The 20,729-nt window shown below is 69.4% G+C and carries 21 protein-coding genes and 2 tRNA genes; 9 read left to right on the forward strand and 14 right to left on the reverse strand.

Annotated features, from left to right (window positions below):
* Window positions 1-5 precede the first annotated feature (5 nt).
* From F9C11_RS05435 to F9C11_RS05445, 3 genes are all read right to left on the reverse strand, one after another.
* The gene (locus tag F9C11_RS05435) at window positions 6-758 is read right to left on the reverse strand and encodes a hypothetical protein (RefSeq protein ID WP_409183806.1); all 753 of its coding nucleotides are present in this window, start codon (window positions 756-758) and stop codon (window positions 6-8) included.
* Complete coding sequence (locus F9C11_RS05440; protein WP_409183807.1) at window positions 758-1,363, reverse strand: RNA polymerase sigma factor; 606 nt, start codon at window positions 1,361-1,363, stop codon at window positions 758-760. Before F9C11_RS05440 ends, F9C11_RS05435 begins: the two co-directional genes overlap by 1 nt.
* Window positions 1,364-1,501: 138 nt before the next feature.
* On the reverse strand, window positions 1,502-1,804 hold the full coding sequence (locus tag F9C11_RS05445) for a hypothetical protein (RefSeq protein WP_409183808.1): 303 nt from the start codon (window positions 1,802-1,804) through the stop codon (window positions 1,502-1,504).
* A gap of 13 nt (window positions 1,805-1,817) precedes the next feature.
* Here F9C11_RS05445 and F9C11_RS05450 point away from each other — a divergent pair, with 13 nt between their 5' ends.
* Both F9C11_RS05450 and F9C11_RS05455 read left to right on the forward strand, forming a co-directional pair.
* Window positions 1,818-2,021 (forward strand): hypothetical protein, encoded by a 204-nt coding sequence (locus F9C11_RS05450; protein WP_409183809.1) that lies wholly within the window; start codon window positions 1,818-1,820, stop codon window positions 2,019-2,021.
* Window positions 2,018-2,146 carry a hypothetical protein gene (locus F9C11_RS05455; RefSeq protein WP_409183810.1) on the forward strand — a complete coding sequence of 43 codons (129 nt, stop codon included), beginning with the start codon at window positions 2,018-2,020 and terminating at the stop codon, window positions 2,144-2,146. The genes F9C11_RS05450 and F9C11_RS05455 overlap by 4 nt, the downstream gene beginning before the upstream one ends.
* A 114-nt stretch (window positions 2,147-2,260) precedes the next feature.
* Here the strand turns inward: F9C11_RS05455 and F9C11_RS05460 are convergent.
* From F9C11_RS05460 to F9C11_RS05480, 5 genes are all read right to left on the reverse strand, one after another.
* Window positions 2,261-2,334: transfer RNA gene (locus F9C11_RS05460), tRNA-Arg, on the reverse strand.
* A gap of 42 nt (window positions 2,335-2,376) precedes the next feature.
* Window positions 2,377-2,466 (reverse strand) — tRNA-Ser (locus F9C11_RS05465).
* A gap of 66 nt (window positions 2,467-2,532) precedes the next feature.
* Window positions 2,533-4,242: a phosphatidylglycerol lysyltransferase domain-containing protein gene (locus tag F9C11_RS05470; RefSeq protein ID WP_409186820.1), complete on the reverse strand. Its 1,710-nt coding sequence runs from the start codon at window positions 4,240-4,242 to the stop codon at window positions 2,533-2,535.
* A gap of 46 nt (window positions 4,243-4,288) precedes the next feature.
* Window positions 4,289-6,268, reverse strand: coding sequence for an acetoacetate--CoA ligase (locus F9C11_RS05475; protein ID WP_409183811.1), 1,980 nt, complete (start codon window positions 6,266-6,268; stop codon window positions 4,289-4,291).
* A gap of 104 nt (window positions 6,269-6,372) precedes the next feature.
* Window positions 6,373-7,005 (reverse strand): dienelactone hydrolase family protein, encoded by a 633-nt coding sequence (locus F9C11_RS05480; RefSeq protein WP_409183812.1) that lies wholly within the window; start codon window positions 7,003-7,005, stop codon window positions 6,373-6,375.
* A gap of 104 nt (window positions 7,006-7,109) precedes the next feature.
* On the opposite strand from F9C11_RS05480, the gene hisC reads away from it, so the two are divergent.
* Entirely contained in the window at window positions 7,110-8,168 is a 1,059-nt protein-coding gene (gene hisC, locus F9C11_RS05485; RefSeq protein ID WP_409183813.1) for a histidinol-phosphate transaminase, read from the forward strand.
* Here hisC and F9C11_RS05490 read toward each other — a convergent pair.
* The gene (locus tag F9C11_RS05490) at window positions 8,161-8,922 is read right to left on the reverse strand and encodes a sulfite exporter TauE/SafE family protein (protein WP_409183814.1); all 762 of its coding nucleotides are present in this window, start codon (window positions 8,920-8,922) and stop codon (window positions 8,161-8,163) included. The genes hisC and F9C11_RS05490 overlap by 8 nt on opposite strands.
* 607 nt (window positions 8,923-9,529) lie before the next feature.
* Window positions 9,530-9,874, reverse strand: a complete 345-nt coding sequence (locus tag F9C11_RS05495) for a VOC family protein (RefSeq protein WP_409183815.1) — start codon at window positions 9,872-9,874, stop codon at window positions 9,530-9,532.
* A gap of 102 nt (window positions 9,875-9,976) precedes the next feature.
* Here F9C11_RS05495 and F9C11_RS05500 point away from each other — a divergent pair, with 102 nt between their 5' ends.
* Both F9C11_RS05500 and F9C11_RS05505 read left to right on the forward strand, forming a co-directional pair.
* Window positions 9,977-10,675 (forward strand): FadR/GntR family transcriptional regulator, encoded by a 699-nt coding sequence (locus F9C11_RS05500; protein ID WP_409186821.1) that lies wholly within the window; start codon window positions 9,977-9,979, stop codon window positions 10,673-10,675.
* 82 nt (window positions 10,676-10,757) lie between these two features.
* Window positions 10,758-11,570, forward strand: a complete 813-nt coding sequence (locus tag F9C11_RS05505; RefSeq protein ID WP_409183816.1) for a class I SAM-dependent methyltransferase — start codon at window positions 10,758-10,760, stop codon at window positions 11,568-11,570.
* Between the two features lie 4 nt (window positions 11,571-11,574).
* Here F9C11_RS05505 and F9C11_RS05510 read toward each other — a convergent pair whose 3' ends face one another.
* Together F9C11_RS05510 and F9C11_RS05515 are read right to left on the reverse strand one after the other, a co-directional pair.
* Window positions 11,575-12,009: an AAA family ATPase gene (locus F9C11_RS05510; protein ID WP_409183817.1), complete on the reverse strand. Its 435-nt coding sequence runs from the start codon at window positions 12,007-12,009 to the stop codon at window positions 11,575-11,577.
* A 5-nt stretch (window positions 12,010-12,014) separates the two neighbouring features.
* On the reverse strand, window positions 12,015-12,503 hold the full coding sequence (locus F9C11_RS05515) for an FBP domain-containing protein (protein ID WP_409183818.1): 489 nt from the start codon (window positions 12,501-12,503) through the stop codon (window positions 12,015-12,017).
* 88 nt (window positions 12,504-12,591) lie between these two features.
* On the opposite strand from F9C11_RS05515, the gene F9C11_RS05520 reads away from it, so the two are divergent.
* On the forward strand, window positions 12,592-14,064 hold the full coding sequence (locus F9C11_RS05520) for an adenylate/guanylate cyclase domain-containing protein (RefSeq protein WP_409186822.1): 1,473 nt from the start codon (window positions 12,592-12,594) through the stop codon (window positions 14,062-14,064).
* A gap of 13 nt (window positions 14,065-14,077) precedes the next feature.
* Here the strand turns inward: F9C11_RS05520 and F9C11_RS05525 are convergent, their stop codons facing one another.
* On the reverse strand, window positions 14,078-15,076 hold the full coding sequence (locus F9C11_RS05525) for a beta-ketoacyl-ACP synthase III (protein WP_409183819.1): 999 nt from the start codon (window positions 15,074-15,076) through the stop codon (window positions 14,078-14,080).
* A gap of 203 nt (window positions 15,077-15,279) precedes the next feature.
* Here F9C11_RS05525 and F9C11_RS05530 point away from each other — a divergent pair, with 203 nt between their 5' ends.
* Both F9C11_RS05530 and F9C11_RS05535 read left to right on the forward strand, forming a co-directional pair.
* Window positions 15,280-15,750 carry an Lrp/AsnC family transcriptional regulator gene (locus F9C11_RS05530; protein WP_409183820.1) on the forward strand — a complete coding sequence of 157 codons (471 nt, stop codon included), beginning with the start codon at window positions 15,280-15,282 and terminating at the stop codon, window positions 15,748-15,750.
* 165 nt (window positions 15,751-15,915) lie between these two features.
* The gene (locus F9C11_RS05535; RefSeq protein WP_409183821.1) at window positions 15,916-16,323 is read left to right on the forward strand and encodes an SsgA family sporulation/cell division regulator; all 408 of its coding nucleotides are present in this window, start codon (window positions 15,916-15,918) and stop codon (window positions 16,321-16,323) included.
* Between the two features lie 136 nt (window positions 16,324-16,459).
* Here the strand turns inward: F9C11_RS05535 and F9C11_RS05540 are convergent, their stop codons facing one another.
* Entirely contained in the window at window positions 16,460-17,557 is a 1,098-nt protein-coding gene (locus tag F9C11_RS05540) for a S1 family peptidase (protein ID WP_409183822.1), read from the reverse strand.
* Between the two features lie 388 nt (window positions 17,558-17,945).
* On the opposite strand from F9C11_RS05540, the gene F9C11_RS05545 reads away from it, so the two are divergent.
* On the forward strand, window positions 17,946-20,723 hold the full coding sequence (locus F9C11_RS05545) for an ATP-binding protein (protein ID WP_409183823.1): 2,778 nt from the start codon (window positions 17,946-17,948) through the stop codon (window positions 20,721-20,723).
* Window positions 20,724-20,729 lie beyond the last annotated feature (6 nt).

Here is a 20,729-nt window from a genome sequence, read left to right on the forward strand (position 1 = left end):
CGGTACTATCTCCCCGGAAAGTCGTGAACTTGCCCGTCGCGCATGGTCACCCGGAATGTTCGGCTGTAATCGTCCTGCGGAAAAGTGCCCGCCACGAATTTCACGACGAAAGTGCCGTCGTTCAGCGAAGCGGGAGTCATCGAACCGCCCGGCCCGTGCAGCTCGACTTTCGCCACGTCGGGGCTGGCGACCCCGAACACGACGCTCGGTTGGCCGGGATTGACGCTGCTGGTGAAACCACAGATCGGGCGGGTGGCGCTGAGGTAGGCGTAGCTCTCTCGCCCGTGGGTCCAGTTCCTGGCGTCGGTGACCATCAGGCCGTAATTGCGGTCGTAATCGCCGGAATCCTGGCTGCGATAGAGAACGCAGACCGCCGCGAGCGAGGCGTTGCGGAGGACGAGGTAACCGCGCCGCGCGTCCTGATCGACCTTGAACGTCGCGCGCCAACTCTCCCGATCAGGCAACTCGACTCCGAAAGAAGGAGCGCTGTCGAGACAGGACTTGAACAGTCGCGCGTCCCCGGCGTCCGGCTTGGCACCGGCCGGAAACCGGGTCACGTCCGGACTGGTGTCGTGCACCGGCGAGAACACCAGCGTCGCGCCCAAGGCCAGCGCGCCGACTCCCGCGGCGACCGCCAGCGGCAGGCCCGGCTTCCGGTGCCGCTGGCCGCGCAGTTCCGGAACGAGCCGGTTCCACATGGCTTCCTTCAGCAGATCAGGCATCGGCCGGTCGGGAGGCAGGTTGAGCTCGTCGGACATCAGAACTCCTCTCCAACACGTGCGTCGGTGTCTCGCAGCAGCTCGCGCAACCGGCCGCGGGCCCGGGAAATCCGCGCCCGCACGCTCGGTTCCGCGATCCCGAGCACCGCGGACGCCTCCGCGGTCGACAAACCGCCCAGCAGACAAAGCTCGACAGCCCGCCGTTCGGCCCGAGGCAGCTTCGCGACCGCGCCCAGCACGACCTCCAGCCGCCGGTCCGCGTCGATCTGCCCGGCCACGTCCTCCGCGTGATCGCGCACGACGTTGGTGCGCGGCAACCGGGTCAGCACCGCCGCGAACCGCCCGAGCCGACGCTGCTCCCGACGGGCCAGATTGGCGGTCACGGTGTACAGCCACGGCCGGGCGCTGTCGTTCACCAGGGTCACCTCGCCGAGCCGCCGCCACGCGGTCAGGAAGGTCAGCGAGGCCAGGTCCTCGGCGGTGGCCCAGGAACCCGTCAACCGGTAGGCGTAGTTCCACACCGCGCCGGCATGCCGGTCGAACAACTCCCCGAACGCCGCGACGTCGCCCGCCGCGGCTCGCGCCCACAGCTCCTGGTCGCCGCCGGGGACGTCCGGGACGGCGGCACCGTGCTCGGCCGGCATCCCCCACCCCCGCCCCTGATCCGAAACTGTCGTCACAACCCCCTGTCCCCGGTCGCCTCGACAGCGTTGCATCCGGGGCTACTGGCAGGGTCTCGTATTCGAACGACGCGTATTCGACGGCGGCCAGGAGCAACCGATTCAGTACTGATCGGTGGCGTCCGTGAACCAGGTCGTCGGCCGCAGGGTTTCTATCTCCTGGCGGATCTGATCGTCCAGATCCTCGACGTGGGGCACGCCGAGGGTGCGGCTGTACTCGTCGAGCCGGTTAGCGATCCTGGCGAGCATATCGATGGCGTCCTCACGGTGCGCTTCTGATGGCGCGACCAGAAAGTACTCGCGCAGGAAGTGGTGTGCGAGATGGTTGCGAGCCTCCACGGCACCGTCGACCTCAGGTACGGCGCTGTCGGGCCAGTGGGGCTGGGTGCGCAGGCCGCGCCACAACTGCCCGAAGGTGATGCCGTTCCACTGCTCGACGCCGTGCGACCAGCACGGCCACCGGTGGTGCGGGCCTTGCTACGGGGTCGGCGACGACTACGAGTTGACGACCATCTCCATCACCGTCGCACGCGTCCTCGCCAACAACAGGGTGGTCGAGAAGGATCCGAAGTCGGACAACGCTTTTCGCGAACTGCCGGGGAACACGCGGGAGTCCCAGTGAGCATCATGTCGAAGTGGGCCGGGCACCACGACTCCAGCTTCACCTACAAGCGGTACGTCGAGGCACGCCCAGAAGACCTTCGCCAAGGCACCGAGGTCTACGAGGACATGCAAGCAGCCGCCTGATCAAGCAGCCTGTGATAAATTGTGAGACGTTCTGCTTCTAGACGCAGGCAGAGGCCTCGCTCCCATAACTGGAAACAAGGCCCCTGACCTGGACTTACTGTCTCGACCAGACAGTGCGCCCGAAGGGATTCGAACCCCTGACCTTCTGATCCGTAGTCAGATGCTCTATCCAGCTGAGCTACGGGCGCGTGTTCAGTTGTTAACCTAGCACCTGCCGAAACAGGCACCAGCGGAGGCTCCGGGATTTGAACCCGGGAGGGGGGGTTACCCCCAACCGCATTAGCAGTGCGGCGCCATAGACCAGACTAGGCGAAGCCTCCTGGGTCCTAACGACCACTGCTCAGATAGGTTACACACCCCTCCAGCCCCTCCGGAAGGCACCCCCCTCAACGCTGCAGCAACCGCCGCAACCAGGGGGAACGGCCGCCTAGTCCCTCGGCTTCGAAGGTCGCGATGCCGACGCGCGGGAGCGACCCGACGCCCGGATAGACGAGGTACCGCGGGACCCAGCGGGGCTGGAACTTGGCGTTGAACCGGTAGAGGCTTTCGATCTGGATCCAGCGCGAGAAGAAGTGCAGGACCTTCGCCGAAAGCCGGGCGACCGGGCCCGCGCCGATGCGTTGGCCTTGTTCCATCAGGGCACGGAAGGCGGCGAAGTTCAGCGACACGTGGTCGATGCCGTGTTCGCGCGAATACAGCAGCAGTTCCGAGATCATCAGCTCGTTCACGCCGTTGTCGGCGGTGCGGTCCCGCCGCATCACGTCCAGCGACAGTCCCCGCTCGCCCCACGGCACGAATTGCAGCACGCCTCGGACGCGGCCTCCCTGTTCGGCGGTGACGAGCACCGAACCGGGGTCGCCCATGCGGCCCAGCGCCATCGAGAAGCCGCGTTCGGTTTCGGTGCCGCGCCAGGTGGCGGCCAGGTGCACCAGCTCGGGCAGCTCCCCGGGACGCAAGTCCTCCGCCCGGCGCACCAGGACCTTGTAGCCGGCCCGCTTCGTCCGCGACGCCGCCTGCCGCACGCCGCGCATCACGCGGCCTTCCAGCGTGAACGTCTTGGTGTCGACGACCGCCTCGTCGCCGATTTCCAGCACCTCCAGGCCGAACCTGGCCCACACCGTCGCGCCCAGTTCGGACGCGCCCATCGCGGCGGGCACCCAGGCGTTGCGCTGGCAGATGTCCAGGTACTCCTCGATCGCGCCCGGCCAGGCCTCGTGGTCGCCGAGCGGGTCGGCGGACGTCAGCGCGACCCCCGCGATCACCCGGAACGTGACGGCCGCCTTGCCGGTCTTGGAGAACACCGCGAACTTGTCGCGGCGCAGCGCGAAGTAGCCCAGCGAGTCCCGTTCCCCGTGCTGCTTCAGCAACTCGTGCAGCCGCGCGAGTTCGTCGTCGGACAGCTCCGGCGCGGGTTCGGCCGAGCGCAGCAGGAAGTACGCCGACACCAGCACCCCGGTGATGCTGAAGAGCAGCCCGATCGACGCGGACAGGTCCTCGAACCACATCTCGTGGAACACCGCGGGCCCGCTGACCCCGGTGAGCGCGAGCGCGGACTGGGACAGGCGGTCGGCGAAGCTCAGCGGGTCGAGCATCCGGGCGGGGGCGACCGACAGCAGCGCGAAGTTGAGCACGAACCCGGCCAGCACCAGCTGCAGCAGCACCCGCAGGGCCCGCCAGCGGCCGACGGTCGGGTCCGGCCGGGCGATGAAGTACCTCCGGGTGCCGATGAGCCCGGCGAGCAGCACCATCGACACCACGCCCGCGCCGAACACGTGCCGCAGCCCGAGGTGCGACAACGCCAGCAGCGCCGCGAAACCGACCGCCAGCTGCCAAGCACGGCGTTTGCGGCGGCGGAGCCCGGCGGCGAGCATGATCAGCAACACACCGGTGACCAGCGCCACAGCGGCCGCCGCGGTGGTCGCTTCGCTCGGCAGCTCCAGCCATTTCGCCACGTGCCCGCGCACGTCGCGGCCCACCGGGACGACCGTGGACACGATCGCCAGCAGCCCGGCCAGCCTGGTCACCCACGTGATCGCGACGACCGACGTGACGCCGGCCGCCTGCCAAGTGTGCTGCGCGCGTGTCCCCGTCACCACGCGTGCAACACGCACGGCCCTGCCATGCTTCCCCCCGCTTGCGCGTTCAGTCCGCGGCGAGCTCCACGAAGGGGGCCAGCGCGGCCGGATTGGCCAGCGCGTCCCTGCTCACCGCCCTCTCCGGCGCGACTCCGGAGAGGATCCGCTTCACTGGTACTTCGCACTTCTTACCGTTCAACGTACGGGGTATCTCGGAAACGACGATGAACCGATCGGGTACGTGTCGTGGCGACAGCGCGACGCGAAGCTCTTTTCGCAGGTCAGGCTCGACTTCCTCGAGTTTCGCGCCCGCCGTGAGTACGAGAAAACACAGCAGCTGCCCGTTCTCGTTGCCCGCCGCCGACGTGTCGATGACCAGCGAGTCGGCGACCTCGGCGAAGCCTTCCGCGACCCGGTAGAACTCGGCGGTGCCCATCCGGACGCCGCCGCGGTTGAGCGTCGAATCGCTGCGGCCGTAGACCACCGCCGAGCCGCGGCGGGTGATCTTGACCCAGTCGCCATGCCTCCAGATACCCGGGAACATCTCGAAGTACGCCTCGCGCAGCCGGGAACCGTCCGGGTCGTTCCAGAACGAGACCGGCATCGACGGCATCGGCTCGGTGATCACCAGTTCGCCGACCTCCTCGACCACCGGCTCGCCGCGGTCGTCGAACGCCGCCGCGGCCACCCCGAGCACGCGGCAGGACAGTTCGCCGAGCCACACCGGCACGTCCGGCGCGGACGTGACGATCGCCGCGCACAGGTCGGTGCCGCCGGAGACCGCGCAGATCTGCACGTCCCGGCCGATCGCGTCGGCGATCCAGCGGAAGCCCTCGGAAGACAGCGGCGCACCGGTCGAGCCGACCACGCGCAGCGCGCTGAGGTCGTAGCGCTCGGCCGGGGCGAGGCCCGCTTTCAGGCAGCTTTGGATGAACGGCGCGGAGGTGCCGAAGTAGGTGACGCGGTGCTGCTCGGCCAGATGCCACAGCGCGTTCAGGTCCGGATGGCCGGGACTGCCGTCGTACAGCACGATCGTGGCGCCGACGAGGAGCGCGGAGGAGATGAAGTTCCACATCATCCAGCCGGTGGTGGTGAACCAGAAGAACCGGTCGCCCGGTCCGAGGTCGCTCTGCAGCCCCAGCGCTTTGAAGTGTTCGACGACGATGCCGCCGTGGCCCTGCACGATGCCCTTCGGGAGCCCGGTCGTGCCCGAGGAATACAGGATCCACAACGGATGCGCGAAGTCCACCGGCTCGTACGCCAGCTCGCCGCCGGCGTGTTCGGCGAGCACCGCGTTCCAGTCGAGGACGCCGTCGAGGGTCTCGTTTCCCAGGTATTTCACCAAAACAGTGGCTTCCAGCGACGGAATCTGTTCCCGCAGCCGCTGGACGTTGTCGCGGATGTCGAATTTCCGGCCGTGGTAAGCGTATCCGTTCACCGCGATGAGCACCTTCGGCTCGATCTGGGCGAACCGGTCGGCGATCGCGCGGATCCCGAAGTCCGGGGAACACGACGACCAGATCGCGCCGAGGCTGGCGGCGGCGAGGAAGGCGATGAGCGTCTGCGGGCAGTTCGGCGCGAGCGCGACGACGCGATCGCCTTTGCCGACCCCGAAAGCACGCAACGCGGCGCGCGCGGCGGCGACGTGCGCGCGGAGGTCGCCGTAGGTGAGTTGCTCGGCGAGCCCGTCCTCGCGGTGGAAAATCACCGCGAGTTCGTCGTCGGCCTTCGGGGCACCGCCGGTGCCCGGACGCAGTGAATGTTCGGCGTAGTTGAGCGTGCCGCCGTCGAACCATTTCGCGTCCGGCATCGCGCCGGACAGGACTTCCCGCGGCTTCTCGTGCCAGCGCACGCCGAAGAACTCCGCGACCGCGGTCCAGAACTCCGGAACGTGCTCGACCGAGTACTGCCACAGGTCGGCGTAATCGGCGAGGTCGACGCCGCGTTGCTCGCGCAGCCAGCGGCGGAAGGCTTCGATCTTCGAGTCAGCGACCCGGTTCGGGTCGGGTCGCCAAAGCACCTCGGGAACAGCGGCGTTCTCGGTCACTCGCCGATGCTAACCCCGGAAGTCCGTTTCGACCTCGTCCCATCCGGGCCCGGCCTCCCTCCACAAAGGACACAAGAGCGGCGCCCGCCGTCGCTTCCGCGAGATCAGCGGAGGTGCGCGTCGAACCAGTCGAGGGTGCGGTGCCAGGCCTCTTCGGCCGCGCTGGGGTCGGCGTCGAAGCGGTGGTTCGCGCCCGGATAGCGCACGACGTTCGTCGCGACTTTCGCCGAGGCCGCCGCCTCGCGCAGGCGCTCCACCGCGGCCTCGCCCGCCTCGTCCCCGGAGTCGCCGTACATGCCGAGCCACGGGCTGGTCAGGCGACCGGCGATTTCCAGCAGTTTCGGCAGCTCCGCGACCCCTTGGCCGCCGACGCTCACCGCCGCGCCGAGCTTGCGGTGCGACGCGACCACCAGCGCCGCCGTGCCTCCGAGATCGAAGCCGACGACACCGCGCAGATCGGCGTCGACGCCGCGGTCGGTGAGCCATTCGAGCGTGCGGTCGGTGGCGTCGAGCAAGTCGCGCTGAGTGAGCTGCTCGCCGGATTCGATGTGCGGGGTGACGGTGAGCCAGCCTTCGCCGGCAAGGCTTTTGACCAGCAGCAAAACGCCGTCGGTGACTCCATTGCCCTCGTGCAGGACCACCAGGCCGCCCCGAAGCGCGCCGTCGGGTTCGGCGAAGGTGAGGCGCAGGGTGCTGCCGTCGGTACGCTGGTGGTCCACGGTGGTCGTCGACGTCATCGCCTCATGCAATCACCTCTGGGTGAACATTGGGAACCTTTCCGGATCCGCCGGGGCGAGATACGGTGACCCCGTCGTCCCGTGAAAACCGAGGAGTTCCGACGATGCCGTCCCTCGCCCCCCGCCCTGACCTCGATTCGTTGCCGAAGTACGTTCCTGGCCGAACGATCGAAGGGGCCGTCAAGCTCGCGAGCAATGAGGTGCCCGGCGGTCCGCTGCCGAGCGTGCAGGCGGCGATCACGGCTGCGGTAACCGGAGTGAACCGGTACCCGGACAACGGATCCCAGGCCTTGCGCGAGCGGCTTTCGCGGCGGCTGGACGTGCCCGCGCAGCAGCTCGCGATCGGCTGCGGCTCGGTCTCGCTGTGCCAGCAGATGATCCAGGCGCTGTGCGGTCCCGGCGACGAGGTGCTGTTCGGCTGGCGGTCGTTCGAGGCCTACCCGATCGTGGTCCAGGTGGCGCTCGCGACGGGCGTGAAGGTGCCGCTGACGCCGGAGCACGGGCTGGACCTCGACGCGATGCTGGCGCGGATCACCGACCGCACCAAGCTGGTGTTCCTCTGCAACCCCAACAACCCGACCGGCACCGTGCTGCACCGGGACGAGATCGAGCGGTTCCTCGAAGCGGTCCCGCCGCACGTGCTCGTGGTGCTGGACGAGGCGTACAAGGAGTTCGTCACCGACCCCGAGGTGCCGGACGGCGTCGACTTCACGCGGACGCACGGCAACGTCGCGGTGCTGCGCACGTTCTCGAAGGCGTACGGGCTCGCCGGGCTGCGGGTCGGGTACGCAGTGGCTCCGGAGCCGATCGCGCAGGCGCTGCAGCAGGTGTACGTGGCGTTCTCGGTGAACAGCATCGCGCAGGTGGCCGCGATCGCGTCGCTCGACGCGGAGGACGAACTGCTCGCCCGGTGCCAGGAAATCATCTCCGAGCGCACCCGCGTGCGGGACGCGCTGCTGGCGATGGGCTACGAGATCCCGTCGACCCAGGCGAACTTCGTGTGGTTCCCGCTCGGCGAACGCACTGCGGCTTTCGCTGAGCACATGCTGGACCGGAAGCTGATCGTGCGCCCGTTCCCCGGCGAGGGCGCGCGCGTGACGATCGGGACGCCGGAGGAGAACGACCTGATGCTGGCCGCGGCCAAGGAATTCCAGGCTATTTGAGCACCAGCTGCACGACCGCGGCGAGCCCGATCACGACGATCACGCCGCGCAGCACGGCAGGCGGCAGCTTGCGGCCGATCTTGGCCCCGAGCTGTCCGCCGATCGTGGACCCGAGCGCGAGCAGCCCGATCACCGGCCAGCTCACCGGCGCGACGAACGCGTAAATCGCGCCGGCGACGATGTTCACGACCGCGGACAGCACGTTTTTGACGCCGTTGAGCCGCTGCAGCGGTTCGGACAGCAGCATGCCCATGACGGCCATCAACATCACGCCCTGAGCGGCGGTGAAGTAACCGCCGTAGATGCCGATGACGAAGAGCAGCCCGAACAGCAACGGCCCGGCGCGGTGCTCGCGCCCGTTGGCCTCGCGGCGTTTCTGCACCCACTTCGACACCTTGGGCTGAACGATCACCAGCACGACGGCGAGCCCGACGAGCACCGGCACGATCTTCTCGAAGGCGTCCTTGGGCAGCGTCAGGAGAAGAATGGTGCCGCCGATCGCCCCGAAGAACGAGGCGACCGCGAACCGCACCACCTGCGGCCAGTACCCGGCAAGCTCGTGCCGGTAGCCATACGCGCCGCTGATCGTGCCCGGCGCGAGCCCGACCGCGTTCGACGTCGTGGCAGTCACCGGCGGATACCCCAGCGCGACCAGCACCGGGAAGGTCACGAGCGTCCCGGAACCGACGACGGTGTTGATCGTCCCGGCCCACACCCCGGCGATGAAGATGACGACGGCATGCCACCAGGTCATAAAGCACTCACCCGCTGACCCTAAGCAGGACCCCCGACTCTCGGCGACGCGATGTGTCCGGTCAGACACTTGACGGCATCGACCCGGGCACGGCTGAGCTTGCTTGCCTGCCTGCCTGCCTGCCTGCCGACGGTCGCGGCTTCAGCTCACCGGCGGGCCGTCGTGCGCCCCCGACGGATCCTCCGCGAACTGACCTGTCCGCCAGCGCGCTCCGGTTCGACAGCGGCACCCGCACTTCGGCCGCACTGCTCTCCCGCAACCGCTACACCCTCACCGCTCCTCGCCAGCTGCTCCCTCCGCCAACGTTCCTTCCAATAACCGCTCCTTCCGTCCGTCTGCGCCTCCTGCACGCGCCGACGCGCATCAGCTCGGCAGTGACGCCCGCGCTCCGACCGCACCGCCTCCCATACCCGCTATTCCGCCAGCAGCTCCTTCCGATAACCGCTCCCTCCGTCCTCACTCCGTCCGCCCACTACCCGCAACACCCGCGTCGGCGATCCGCCCGCGCCGCTCACCGACGCCTCGCCCACGCCTCAACCGCCGCCACCCGCAACACCGCGTCAGCGATCCGCACGCCTCACCCACGCCTCAACCGCCGCCGGGCACCTCACCGCTCAAAGACGCAAAACTCATTCCCCTCCGGATCCGCCATCACGTGCCACTCCCGGTCCTCTCCTCGCTCGGTCACCATCCGTGCCCCGGCCGCGGCGAGTTCCGCTGGGTCGCCCCATACGTCCAGGTGCATCCGGTTCTTCACCGTCTTCCTCTCCGGCACCAGGTTCAGCCAGAGCAGCGGACCCTCGCCAGCCGGGTCGACGATCGCGACCGGCCAGTCCGGCGGGCGCTCCCCCGGCGGGCCGCGCCGGACGTAGCCGAGTGCCGAGCACCACCAGTCGGCCTGTGCCTGATGATCGAGCGCGTCCAACGCCAGGTCCTTGAACTTCGCGGGCATGCTCCCTCCCTTTCCCTGCCGAAGCCGCTGCCGAAGCCGCTGCCGAAGATGGTGACACCCGCCACCGACAATTTCCGGCGGCTCGGGGCGGCAGCTGCCAGGATGGGCGGCGTGGCCCACGAATCCGAGCAGGTCTGGAGCGCCACGGTCGACCATCTGCGCACGATGATCGACTCGGGCGAGCTTCCGCCGGGCTCGCGCCTGCCCGCGGAACGCGCGCTGTGCGAGCAGCTCGGCATCAGCCGCGGGTCGTTGCGGCAGGCGTTGCGGGTCCTGGATTCGATCGGGTACGTCCAGATCCGCGCCGGGTCGGGCACCTACGTCCGCGAGCAAGGCACCACCGACAGCCCGCTGAGCAGCTGGTTTTCCGAGCACGAGCAGCTGGTCGAGAAGCTGTTCGACCTGCGCGCGACCGTCGAGCCGACTCTCGCCGAGCGGCTCGCGCGGCAACACACGCCCCGCGTCGTGCAACGGCTCGCGGACAACGTCGCGGAGATGGAGGAGGCCGCCGCGGCCGGGGACATGCTGCGCGTGATCGCGACCGACGCCGAATTCCATCGGGTGATCGCGAGCAACGCGGGCAATGACGACGTCGCCGACCTGCTCCGTTCGGTCCTCGCCCTGGTCGGCGAAGAACGCCGGGCCGCGCTGCGGCTGCCGGGGCAGATCCGGAAGGCGGTGGCCGAGCATCGCGCGATCCTCGACGCCATCAGCCGTTCGGACGCGGCGGCGGCCCGCGAGATCACCCTCAAACACCTGCTGGACGCGAAAACCTACGCCCACGACTACGCGTCTTCCTGAACAACGAGGGATGCCTCCCCCGGCAATCAGCGCTACAGTCTTCACAAGTTTGTGAAAACTTTGACAACCAGGGGGTCCCGTCGTGGAGAAAGTGCACTTCACCGAGGAAAAAGCGACCAACCTCGGCACGCTGTACGGCCGCGCGCTCGACGCCCGCCGGAAAGACCCGATCCTCGGCGACACCGCCGCCGACGAGGCGGTCAAGAAGATCGACTACGACTTCCGCAGGCTCGGCGTGAACGAGAACTCCGCCGTCTCCGTCGCGATCCGGGCGCGCGCGATCGACGAGATGGCCGCCAAGTGGCTGGCCGGGCACCCGGACGCGATCGTCGTGCACCTCGGCTGCGGCATGGACACCCGCGTGTACCGGCTCGACCCGCCGCCGTCGGTCGCCTGGTTCGACGTGGACTATCCCGAGGTCGTCGACGTCCGCGGCCGGATTTACCCGGAGCGGCCCGGATATTCGGCGATCGGCTCGTCGGTCACCGATTTCGGCTGGCTCGACCAGGTCCCCGGCGACCGCGAGGCGCTGATCGTGGCCGAGGGGCTCACCATGTACCTCACCGCGGAGTCCGGCACCGAACTGGTCCGCAGGCTCGTCGGCAAGTTCCCGTCCGGCCGGATCGTGGCCGACTTCTTCAGCTCGCTCGGCATCAAGGCGCAGACGATCAACCCGGTGGTCCGCCGTGCGGGCGCGACTTTGCATTGGGGCATCGACGATCCGCACGAACTCGAACGCTACGGCCTCCGCCTGGTGTCCTGTTTGGACGCGACCGACTGGGCGAGCGACGAGACACTGGAGAAAATCCCCGTCGCCTCGCGGCTGGCGTTGCGGGCCTCAGCGCTGTTCCCGGCGATCCGCAAGATGGGCCGGATCGGCGAGTGGGATTTCTGAATCCCTAACCGACCCGGCGCAGCACCGCGTCGGCGACCTCTGCCACCGGCACCGTGGTCGCCACCTCGAACGTCGCCGACGAGCGCAGCAGCGGCTCCACCTCGTCCAGATAGCGCAACGTCTCGGCCAGTTCGTCCGGATGCTTGCCGTACGGATTGCCGGTTCGCGTCGCCAGCCGCTCGATCAGCACCTCGCGCGGCGCGCTGAGCAACACGATGTCGGTGAAGCGCGGATAGAACCGCACCTGGTTCGAGACCGTGCCGGAGACGAACAACGGACCCGGCGTCGACAACAGCGCGGCGATCCGGTCTTCCCGCCAGAGCCCGTCGCGGGTGTAGCCGCCGTAATCGGTGTCGACCGTGCGGTACCCGCGCCGGGAAAGTTCGGCGAGCAGGCTGGTCTTGCCCGCTCCGGACATCCCGGTCACCAGCACCCGCACCGCGGTTACCGGGTTTCCAGCACCCGTGCCACGAACCGGCCGATCTTCTCGTTCATCCGCTCGACCCGTTCCTCCTCCGAGAGCGACTCCTTCGGCTGTGGCACCGCTGGCTTGAGCTCGCCACGCAGGTATGCGCTGCACGCCAGGTCAGCGCACAAATACGTGCCCACCGTGTTGCCGTCGCGACCGGGTTTTCCGGCAAGGCGGGCGGTGAACAGCGCGATGTCGGCGAGCGGATGCGTCGTGGTGCAGAACGCGCAGATGTTGCTGCGCAGCCGCGATTTCGGCGGCGGCGCGGCGCGCAGGGACAGGCCGATCAGCTCGTCGCCGTGCGGCACGACGAGGTATGCCCGGCCGGGCGCCTTCACGTCGCGCCAGCCGAGGAAGTCGCGCTTTTCCCACGGGATGTCCGCCGGCAGCGTGACGGACTTGGCTTCCCCGCGGGAACAGTTGACGAACGAGGCGCGGATTTCGGCGGGGTCGAGCGGTTGCATGCGACCACGCTAACCATCGGCGAACCCGGACAGCGACAGCTTTTTCGCTCCCGGACCCGCCACCCCATACGATCTGCTGGTGCGCACGATGATCGCGGGGAGGTTCCGGCTGGTTCTGCGCACCAGTCTGGGCTTCGCCGCGCTCGGCGTCGGGTCGAGTGTCGCCGGGGCTGGCGTCGTCGCGTTGCTGCTGCTCCTGCAGGGATTGCCGGAGGACGTCGACGATCGCGGCTGGGTGCTCGGCGTCACCGCGGCCGGGGTGGTCGCGGTGGCCCTCGTCGTCGGCACGCTCTGGACCGCTTACCTGCAGCGCCGCACCGTGGTGTGGTTCACGATCGGCCGCCCGCCGTCCGCGGACGAGGCGAAACGCGCGTTGCGGCTGCCGTTCGACATGGCGGTGGTGAGCGGCACTCTCTGGCTGATCGGCGCGCTCGCGCTGGGCATTCTGGCCGGCGTGCTCGGCTCGATCGGCGACGCGGCGGGCATCGCGCTCACCATCGGCCTCGGCGGGCTGACCACGGTCGGCCTCACCTATCTGGCCGCGGAATGGGTCGCGCGGCCGGTGATGACGATGGCGCTCGACGTCCTGCCGCCGCGCGGTTCGCTTCCGGTCACCGTGCTGACCCGGCTGGTCGTCACCTGGGTGCTGGCGAGCGGCGTGCCGCTGATCGGCGTGCTGCTGGTCACCACGCCGCCCGATCTCGGCCGCCACGGGAACCCGACGGCGAGCCTGATCGTGCTGTCCGTGACCGGCCTGACGACGGGCGCGATCGGCACCGCGCTCCTGTCCCGCGCCGTCGCTGCGCCGCTGCACCGGCTGCGGATCGCACTGGACGCGATCGCGCGCGGACGCAAGGACGTGCACGTCGACGTGGACGATTCCAGCGAGATCGGGATGCTGCAGACGTCGGTCAACGACCTCGCCGCCGGCCTGCGCGAACAGGACCGGATGCGCGATCTCTTCGGCCGCCACGTCGGCACCGACGTCGCCCGGCACGCGCTCGAATACGGTGCGTCCCTCTCCGGCGACGTCCGCGAGGTCACCGCGCTGTTCGTGGACGTCGTGGACTCGACAGCGCTCGCGTCGCGCACTCCGCCGCAGGAGCTGGTCGAGAAGCTGAACCGGTTTTTCGCGAGCGTGGTGTCCGCGGTGGACGCTCGGGGCGGGCTGGTCAACAAGTTCCAGGGCGACGCCGCGCTGTGCGTTTTCGGCGCACCGACCCGGCTGTCCGACGGCCCGACGATGGCGCTCGCCGCGGCCCGCGCGATCCGCGACGCGGTGCTGTCGGAAGGCGAGCTGGACCTGGGGATCGGCGTCGCGACCGGGCAGGTATTCGCCGGACAGCTCGGCGCGTCGAGCCGGCTGGAGTACACGGTGATCGGCGACGCGGTGAACGAGGCCGCGCGGCTCACCGAACACGCGAAAGCCGTCCCTTCGCGGGTGCTCGCCAGCGAAACGACGGTGAAGGCCGCACTCGGCGGCGAACGGGAGCACTGGCGGCTGCACGGCGAACTCCACCTCCGCGGCCGCCACCGCGAGACGCGGACCTGGACGACCTAGGGCCCGCGCTCGATCAGGGCAGCTCAGGCCAGGTCAGCACCGTGGAACCCCAGGTCAGCCCGGCCCCGAACGCCGTCAGCAGCACTCGGTGCCCGGGCGTCAGCGTCCCGTCGGCGACCGCGTCCGCGAGCGCCAGAGGGATCGACGCCGCGCTCGTGTTGCCGACCCGGTCGATGTTCGAGACCACCGCGTCCGCGGGCATGCCGAGCTGTTTCGCGGTCGCCTGCAGGATCCGGATGTTCGCCTGGTGCCCGACGAACCGGTCGACGTCGCCGACCATCCAGCCGGCCTGCTCCAGCACCGCGCGCGAGGATTCCGCCATCCGCGCGCACGCCTGCCGGAACACGGCCGTGCCCTGCATGACCATGAACCGGTCCTTCGGGTTCTGCGGCACCCGCTGCGCCGCGCCGCCCGCCTCGACCCACAGCAGCTTGGCCAGTTCGCCCTCGCTGTGCAGGTCGAACGGGCCGAGCGCGCCGCGTTCGCCGGGCTCGCCGGCGCGCAGCAGCACCGCGCCGCCGCCATCGCCGAAGATCGGCACCGTGGTGCGGTCGTCCGGGTCGACCAGAGAGGTGAAGACGTCCGCGCCGATCACCAGCACCCGCTCGGCCATCCCGCCCGCGATGAACCCGGCGGCGGTCGCGAGCGCGTAGATGAAGCCGCTGCACACCGCGTTGACGTCGAACGCCAGCGCGGTGCCCAGGCCGAGCCGGGCCGCCACCTGCGGCGCGGTGGCCGGGCACAGCTGGTCGGCGGTGGAGGTGGCGAGCACGACCGCGTCCGCGCGCCCGTCCGGGCCGAGCGCCGCCCGGCCGGCTTCCTCTGCGAGGTCCACAGTGGACTGGCCGGGCGCGACGCGGCGGCGCTCCCGGATCCCGGTGCGGGTGCGGATCCACTCGTCGCTGGTGTCCAGGCGGGCCGCGATCTCGTGGTTCGTCACCACGTGCTCGGGCAGCGCGCCGCCGATTCCGGCGACGACGGCGGCGCGGTGGCGCGACCGGACAGCACTCATGGCGGGACCTCCCAGACCGGCTGGTTGGCGGACGTCGCCGGTTGCCTCCCTTGTATGGCCTACCCCTGGGTAGACCGGTCAGTTGTGTTCCACGTCACTAAGAGACCTCTTCCACATTCGCTCAATAGGAGGTATTGCGTTCGGCGGCCAGGCGGCGTGGTAAACCCGAGGCTTTTTGTCGGTCCGCCCGGTTAGCCTGAAGTGTGCGCACTCCCGACCTCGACCAGCTCGACCTCGCCATCCTCTCCTGCCTGCAGACCGACGCCCGCACGATCGCCGAGGTCATCGGGTCCAAAGTCGGCCTGTCCGCCGCGGCCGTGCAGCGGCGGATCAAGCGGCTGCGCGAAGCCGGAGTGATCGAGAAGGAGGTCGCGGTGCTGTCCCCGGCCGCGCTCGGGCTGGACATGACGTTCGTCGTCATGGTCGAGATGGAGCGCGAGAGCCTGGCGGTGCTCGACGGCTTCCGCGCCCAGGTGCTGGCCGACGACTGCGTGCAGCAGTGCTACTACGTCACCGGCACCGCGGACTTCGTGCTCGTGGTCACCTGCCCGGACATGGCGGCGTTCGAGACTTTCGCGCGGCGGATGTTCTTCGACAACCCGAACGTCCGGCACTTCACCACGAGCGTGGCGATGGACCGGGTCAAAGTGGGCCTCACGCTGCCGCTTTCCTGACCCGGCCGAAACCGCAAGGGTTCTGTGTCCGGCGTTACGCACCTCCGGCCCGATGCAACCGATCGCGTGAACGTCGGCAGAACGCCGTCATGTGCTCCCGGGCCGATCATCTCCCTGCCGACCAGTTCGCGAGGCGCGAACGACCGGAGGACTCCAGGAGCAGCCGTGCACACCACCGACGCCGTACACCAGACCCAGTTCGTACTGCTGAACGAGAGCACTACGCCGGTGCTGTCCCGTCTCTCCTTCCACGTGTCGGAGCCATACGCGGTCACCGTGGCGTTCCGGACCGAACGCGGCCGGTGGATCGAGTGGACGTTCGCCCGCGACCTGCTCGTGACCGGGCTGGACGAACCGTCCGGGATCGGCGACGTGCGGATCCGGCCGGACCTGTCGCAGGACGAGGCCTTGCTGACGCTGGAAATCGAATCGCCCGACGGCTACGCGTCGTTCGAGCTGGAGCGCGCCGACCTCGAGGCGTTCCTCGAATCTTCCTACGAGCTGGTGCCGCTCGGAGCCGAGAGCGAGCACTTCGACATCGACGGGCTGATCGAGGAGATCAGCAACGTGTGAGAAGACCTGCCGATCCCGCGGCGAATGCGACAGGGGCGGTTCGAGTGCGCTGGAGGCACTCGAGCCGCCTTTGTCGCTTGTGGACACCCCGCGAGGGAGTGCCCGCACCGGCGCGGGCACTCCCTCGGGGCCGAGCTCAGCCGCGAACGAGCGTGGTGCCCGTCGCCGACAGCGCGACGTTCACCGGGTAGTAGTAGCTGTTGACGGTGTCGCCGCCGGAAACCATGCCCTGCGCCTGGTTGCCGCTGATGAACGAACCGCCGGAGTCGCCGTGGTCGGACCGGGCGTTGGTGAGCACCATGCCGGTCACAGTGCCTTCCTGGTAGCGCACGGTCTGGTTCTTGGCGCGGATCGTGCCGCAGGTCCAGCCGGTGGTGGAGCCGGACTTGCACACCGAAGCGCCGACCGCCGCCTCGGTGGAACCGGCGACCCGAGTGCCGTTGTTGATCTGGCCGACCGGGGTCCAGTTGCTGTTGACCCGCGCGGCCGCGTAGTCCGCGCCCGGGAACCGGTAGGTGGAGAACTGGCCCATCGCGACCCGGTTGTAGCCGGACAGCGCGCCGCCGCCGGTGAGTGCCGCGCAGTGGCCCGCGGTCAGGAAGCCGCCGCTCACCGAGAATCCGACGGAGCAGCGGGACGAGCTGCCGATGTAGTACGCGTCCCCGCCGAGCACGTTGTAGTGCGTCTTGGGCACCGCCGAGGTCTCCGTCACGGTCACCGCCGAACTGTCCACACCGGACTGCCGGACGAACTGCTCGGCCGCGCCGCGCTGTCCCTTGAGGACAGTCAGGCTGATCCGGTTGCTCGCGGTGTCGATGCCCCAGCCGGTGACCGACTTCGGCGCGGCCTTCTCGTGCGCGTTCAGTGCCTGCACGGTCGAGTCGAGCTGCCGGGCGCTGAACCGGACGACCTGGGCCTCGGCGCCGGCCGCGCGCACCTGGTCGACGAGCGCCGCGTCGGTCACCGAGACGACGGCCTTGCCGGTCGCCGCGTTGAAGCTCGTGCCGCTGAAGCGTTCGCCGAGAGACTTCTCCAGTGCCGCGCCGACCTTGCTCGCGGCCTCTTCGTTCGCGAGCCGGGCGAGTGCCTGGCTGTGGGTGAGGCCGAGGTCGCGCTGCATCGCCGGGACCATGTCGGGGTTGAGCGGGGCGGCGCTCGCGGCCGGGACTCCGGCGAAGATCGCCGTCACCGCCGCGGCGGCGGTTGCGGCACCGAGGAATCTGATGGCTTTCATGCTTCTCCCTCGCGTTCGGTTCCCCCCGGCCTCGAAGCGTGCGGCGGTGGTCCAATCCACTGCAATAAGGGGGTCCGAGAATAGGTAGCGGAGCAGTCCTTAAGTAGGGACTTGCGCGACTACCGAGCGTTGGCCGCCGGAACGGTCGTCCGCGGGTTGTTCCGCTGAACCGGCGAACTCCACGAGGTTTCGCACTCTTCGTGACCGTGCGCCGGGATTTCTTCTGCCATTTGGTCACCGTACGGAGGCAGACGTGTGAGCAGCGTGCCCGCCGCCCCGCCGGGAGTCGGTTTACCCCGCCCCGCGCACTGCTTAAGCTCCGGGCGAAACGGACAAGATGCTCGCTGGGGAGGTCGTGATGTGGCCGGCCGTTCCGACGTTGGTATCCGTGCGTCCGCGCCCGGCGGCATTCGCCGGACGGGACCGCGAACTCGCCGCCGTCGCTGAGGTTCTCGGGCACCGGCCCGCCGCGGTGCTGGTCGAGGGCGCGCTCGGAATGGGCAAAACCCGGCTGCTTTCCGAACTCGCCGCGCGGCCGGAGTTTTCCCGGCTCCGCGTGCTGCGCGGCGCGTGCCCGCAGCTGGCCGAACCCTTTCCCTACGGTCCGATACTGGAAGCGTTGCGCTCGGCCGGGGACCGGCTCGGGCCGTTGAGCCCGGTCGCCGGTGCGCTGCGCCCGCTTCTGCCGGAGCTGGCCGACGTGCTGCCGCCCGCGCCGGACCCGCTTCCGGACGCCGGTGCGCAACGACATCGCGTGTTCCGCGCGTTCCGGGAACTGCTGATCGCCTGCGGTCCGACCGTCCTGCTCATCGACGATCTGCATCGCGCCGACCCGGGAACCGGCGACCTGCTGCGCTTTCTCGCCGTCGACTGGCCGCCGGGCCTGGGCGTGGTCGCCACCTGCTGCACCGGGAACTCCAGCGTCCGCACGGCTCCTGAGGTACACAGCGCACAGGTCACGCTGGGGCCGCTGGACGCCGCGGCGGTCACCGCGATGGCTCGCGACCTGCTGGGACTGGCCCGGATCAACGCCGAGTTCGCCGCGAAACTGCACGAGTACACCGCCGGAATTCCTTTTGCCGCCGAGGAAACTCTCCGCGCGTTGCGGGGGGTCGAACTGACCGAGTCGGCGCTGGACCGGCTGGAAGTTCCGCCCGCGCTGCGCGAATCGGTGTCCAGGCAACTGTCCTCGCTGCCGGAGAGCGCAGTGCAGCTCACCAAAGCCGCCGCGGTGCTGGGCCTTCCCGCCGAACCGTCGGTGCTCAACAAACTGGCCGGGTTGGCCGCGGACGAATTCGTGGTACCGGACGGTCTGCTGGACGAGGTCGACGACAATCGCTACGGCTTCCGGCATCCGTTCGCGCGCAAGGCGGTGTACGATGGCCTCAGCGCGTCCGAGCGAAAGCTGTTTCATACCAAGGCAATGCACCTGCCCGGCCAACCGCTGTCCCTGCTCGCCGCACACGCCCATGCCGCCGGATGCGTCGAAGAATGGCGGCGCTACGCGGAAGAAGCGGCCGACGAGGCGATTGCCCACGGCGATACCGCGCGCGCGATCGACTTGCTGCAAGCGATTGTCGCGAAGGCCGACGAGGACGCGGTCGGCCGGCTGGCGAAGAAGCTCAGCGATGTCGCGCTGCGCGTCTTCCGGCCGGATGTCCATCTGACGCTGGAGAAGGTGCTCGAGGACCGGCCGCTGCCGCCGGCCGTGCACGGGACGATCCGGCTCGCGCTGGGCATGCTGCTGGTCCGGGTCGCCGGCCGGCTGGAGCAGGGCCGCGCGGCGGTGGAACGCGCCGTCGCCGAGCTGTCGGACCGGCCGGAGCTGGCCGCGCGCGGGATCAACCTGCTCGCGCTGCCGTTCGACGGGCTCACCCCGCTGTCCTGGCACGAGCAGTGGATGCGCCGGGCCCGGGAAGTCCACTCCGGACTGGCCGATCCCGAGCTGCGGCTGGCCCTCACCGGCGACCGGATCGCGACCGCCTCGCACATCGGCGACGGTTCGGCGTGGGCGGAGTTCCAGGCGATGCCGGACACCGCGCCGAGCGTCGCCGAACGCGTGCAGCTGGCCCGGCTGTGGTGCAACCTCGCGGACGCGCAGTCGTGGGCCGGTCACCTCGACCGGACCGAAAAGCTGGTCGCCGAGGGGCTCCGCCGGGCTTCCGAAGCCGGTGCGCTGTACCCGAAGGGCCTGATCGAGGGCACCGAAGTCCGGCTCGCGTGGTTCCGCGGCAACTGGGACGGCCTGGCCGAAGCGACCGAAGACGTCCGTACCCGGCACCCGGCGCTGGGCGCGATCGTGATGGAGACGTCGCTGGTGCTGGGCGGGCTGGCTGCGGTGCGCGGTGAGTTCGCCGCGGCACGAAGACACTTGGCCGACGCCTCGGCGCACCGTCCGGGCGAAGGCCCTATCCCCGTTGTGTTGTGTGCGGCTTCGGTGTTGATCGGTGTCCACCTCTCGACCGACGACGTCGCCGCAGCGTGCGAAGCCGCCGATGTAGCTGTCGACGCCGCACGTCGTAAAGGCGTGTGGGTTTGGGCAGCGTCGCTCGTCCCAGCCGCCGCGGAGGCGTACACGCGCGCAGACCGTTGGCATGACGCAGACGCGTTTGTCGAAGAGTTCGCGCGCGGCATCGAAGACCGCGACGCACCTCTCGCCAGCGCAGCCCTGCACGCTGGCCGCGCCGTCCTGACGAACGCCCGCGCAAAACACCTAGCCGCTGCGACGCTCTTCGACACCGCCGCCGACGCGTACGCAGCACTGCCGATGCCGTACCTGGCCGCCGGTATGCGTGAACGCGCGGCGCGCTGTCGGCTCGATGCCGGCCAAGACGACGCGACCGCTGCGCTTCGCCAGGCCGCAGCTGCGTACGTACAGCTAGGTGCCACGCGCGACGCTGGCCGCTGCCATCACGTGCTTCGCGAACACGGTGCCTGGGCACCGTCACAGCGCGGCCGTCGCGGCTACGGTCGCGAACTGTCGCCGCGAGAGCGCGAAGTCGCCGAGATGCTAGCGGAAGGTCGGACAAACCGGCAGATTGCCGACGGTCTGTTCCTCTCCCCGCGCACGGTGGAGCAGCACGTGGCGAAGGTGCTTCGCAAGCTAGGCGCGCGAAGCCGCACGGACGTCGCGAGGAAGCTGCCGTCAGCTGAAAGCGCGCAATAACCAGCA

This window comes from Amycolatopsis sp. VS8301801F10, from assembly GCF_046195355.1.
In the GTDB taxonomy this organism is placed as follows: Bacteria; Actinomycetota; Actinomycetes; order Mycobacteriales; family Pseudonocardiaceae; genus Amycolatopsis.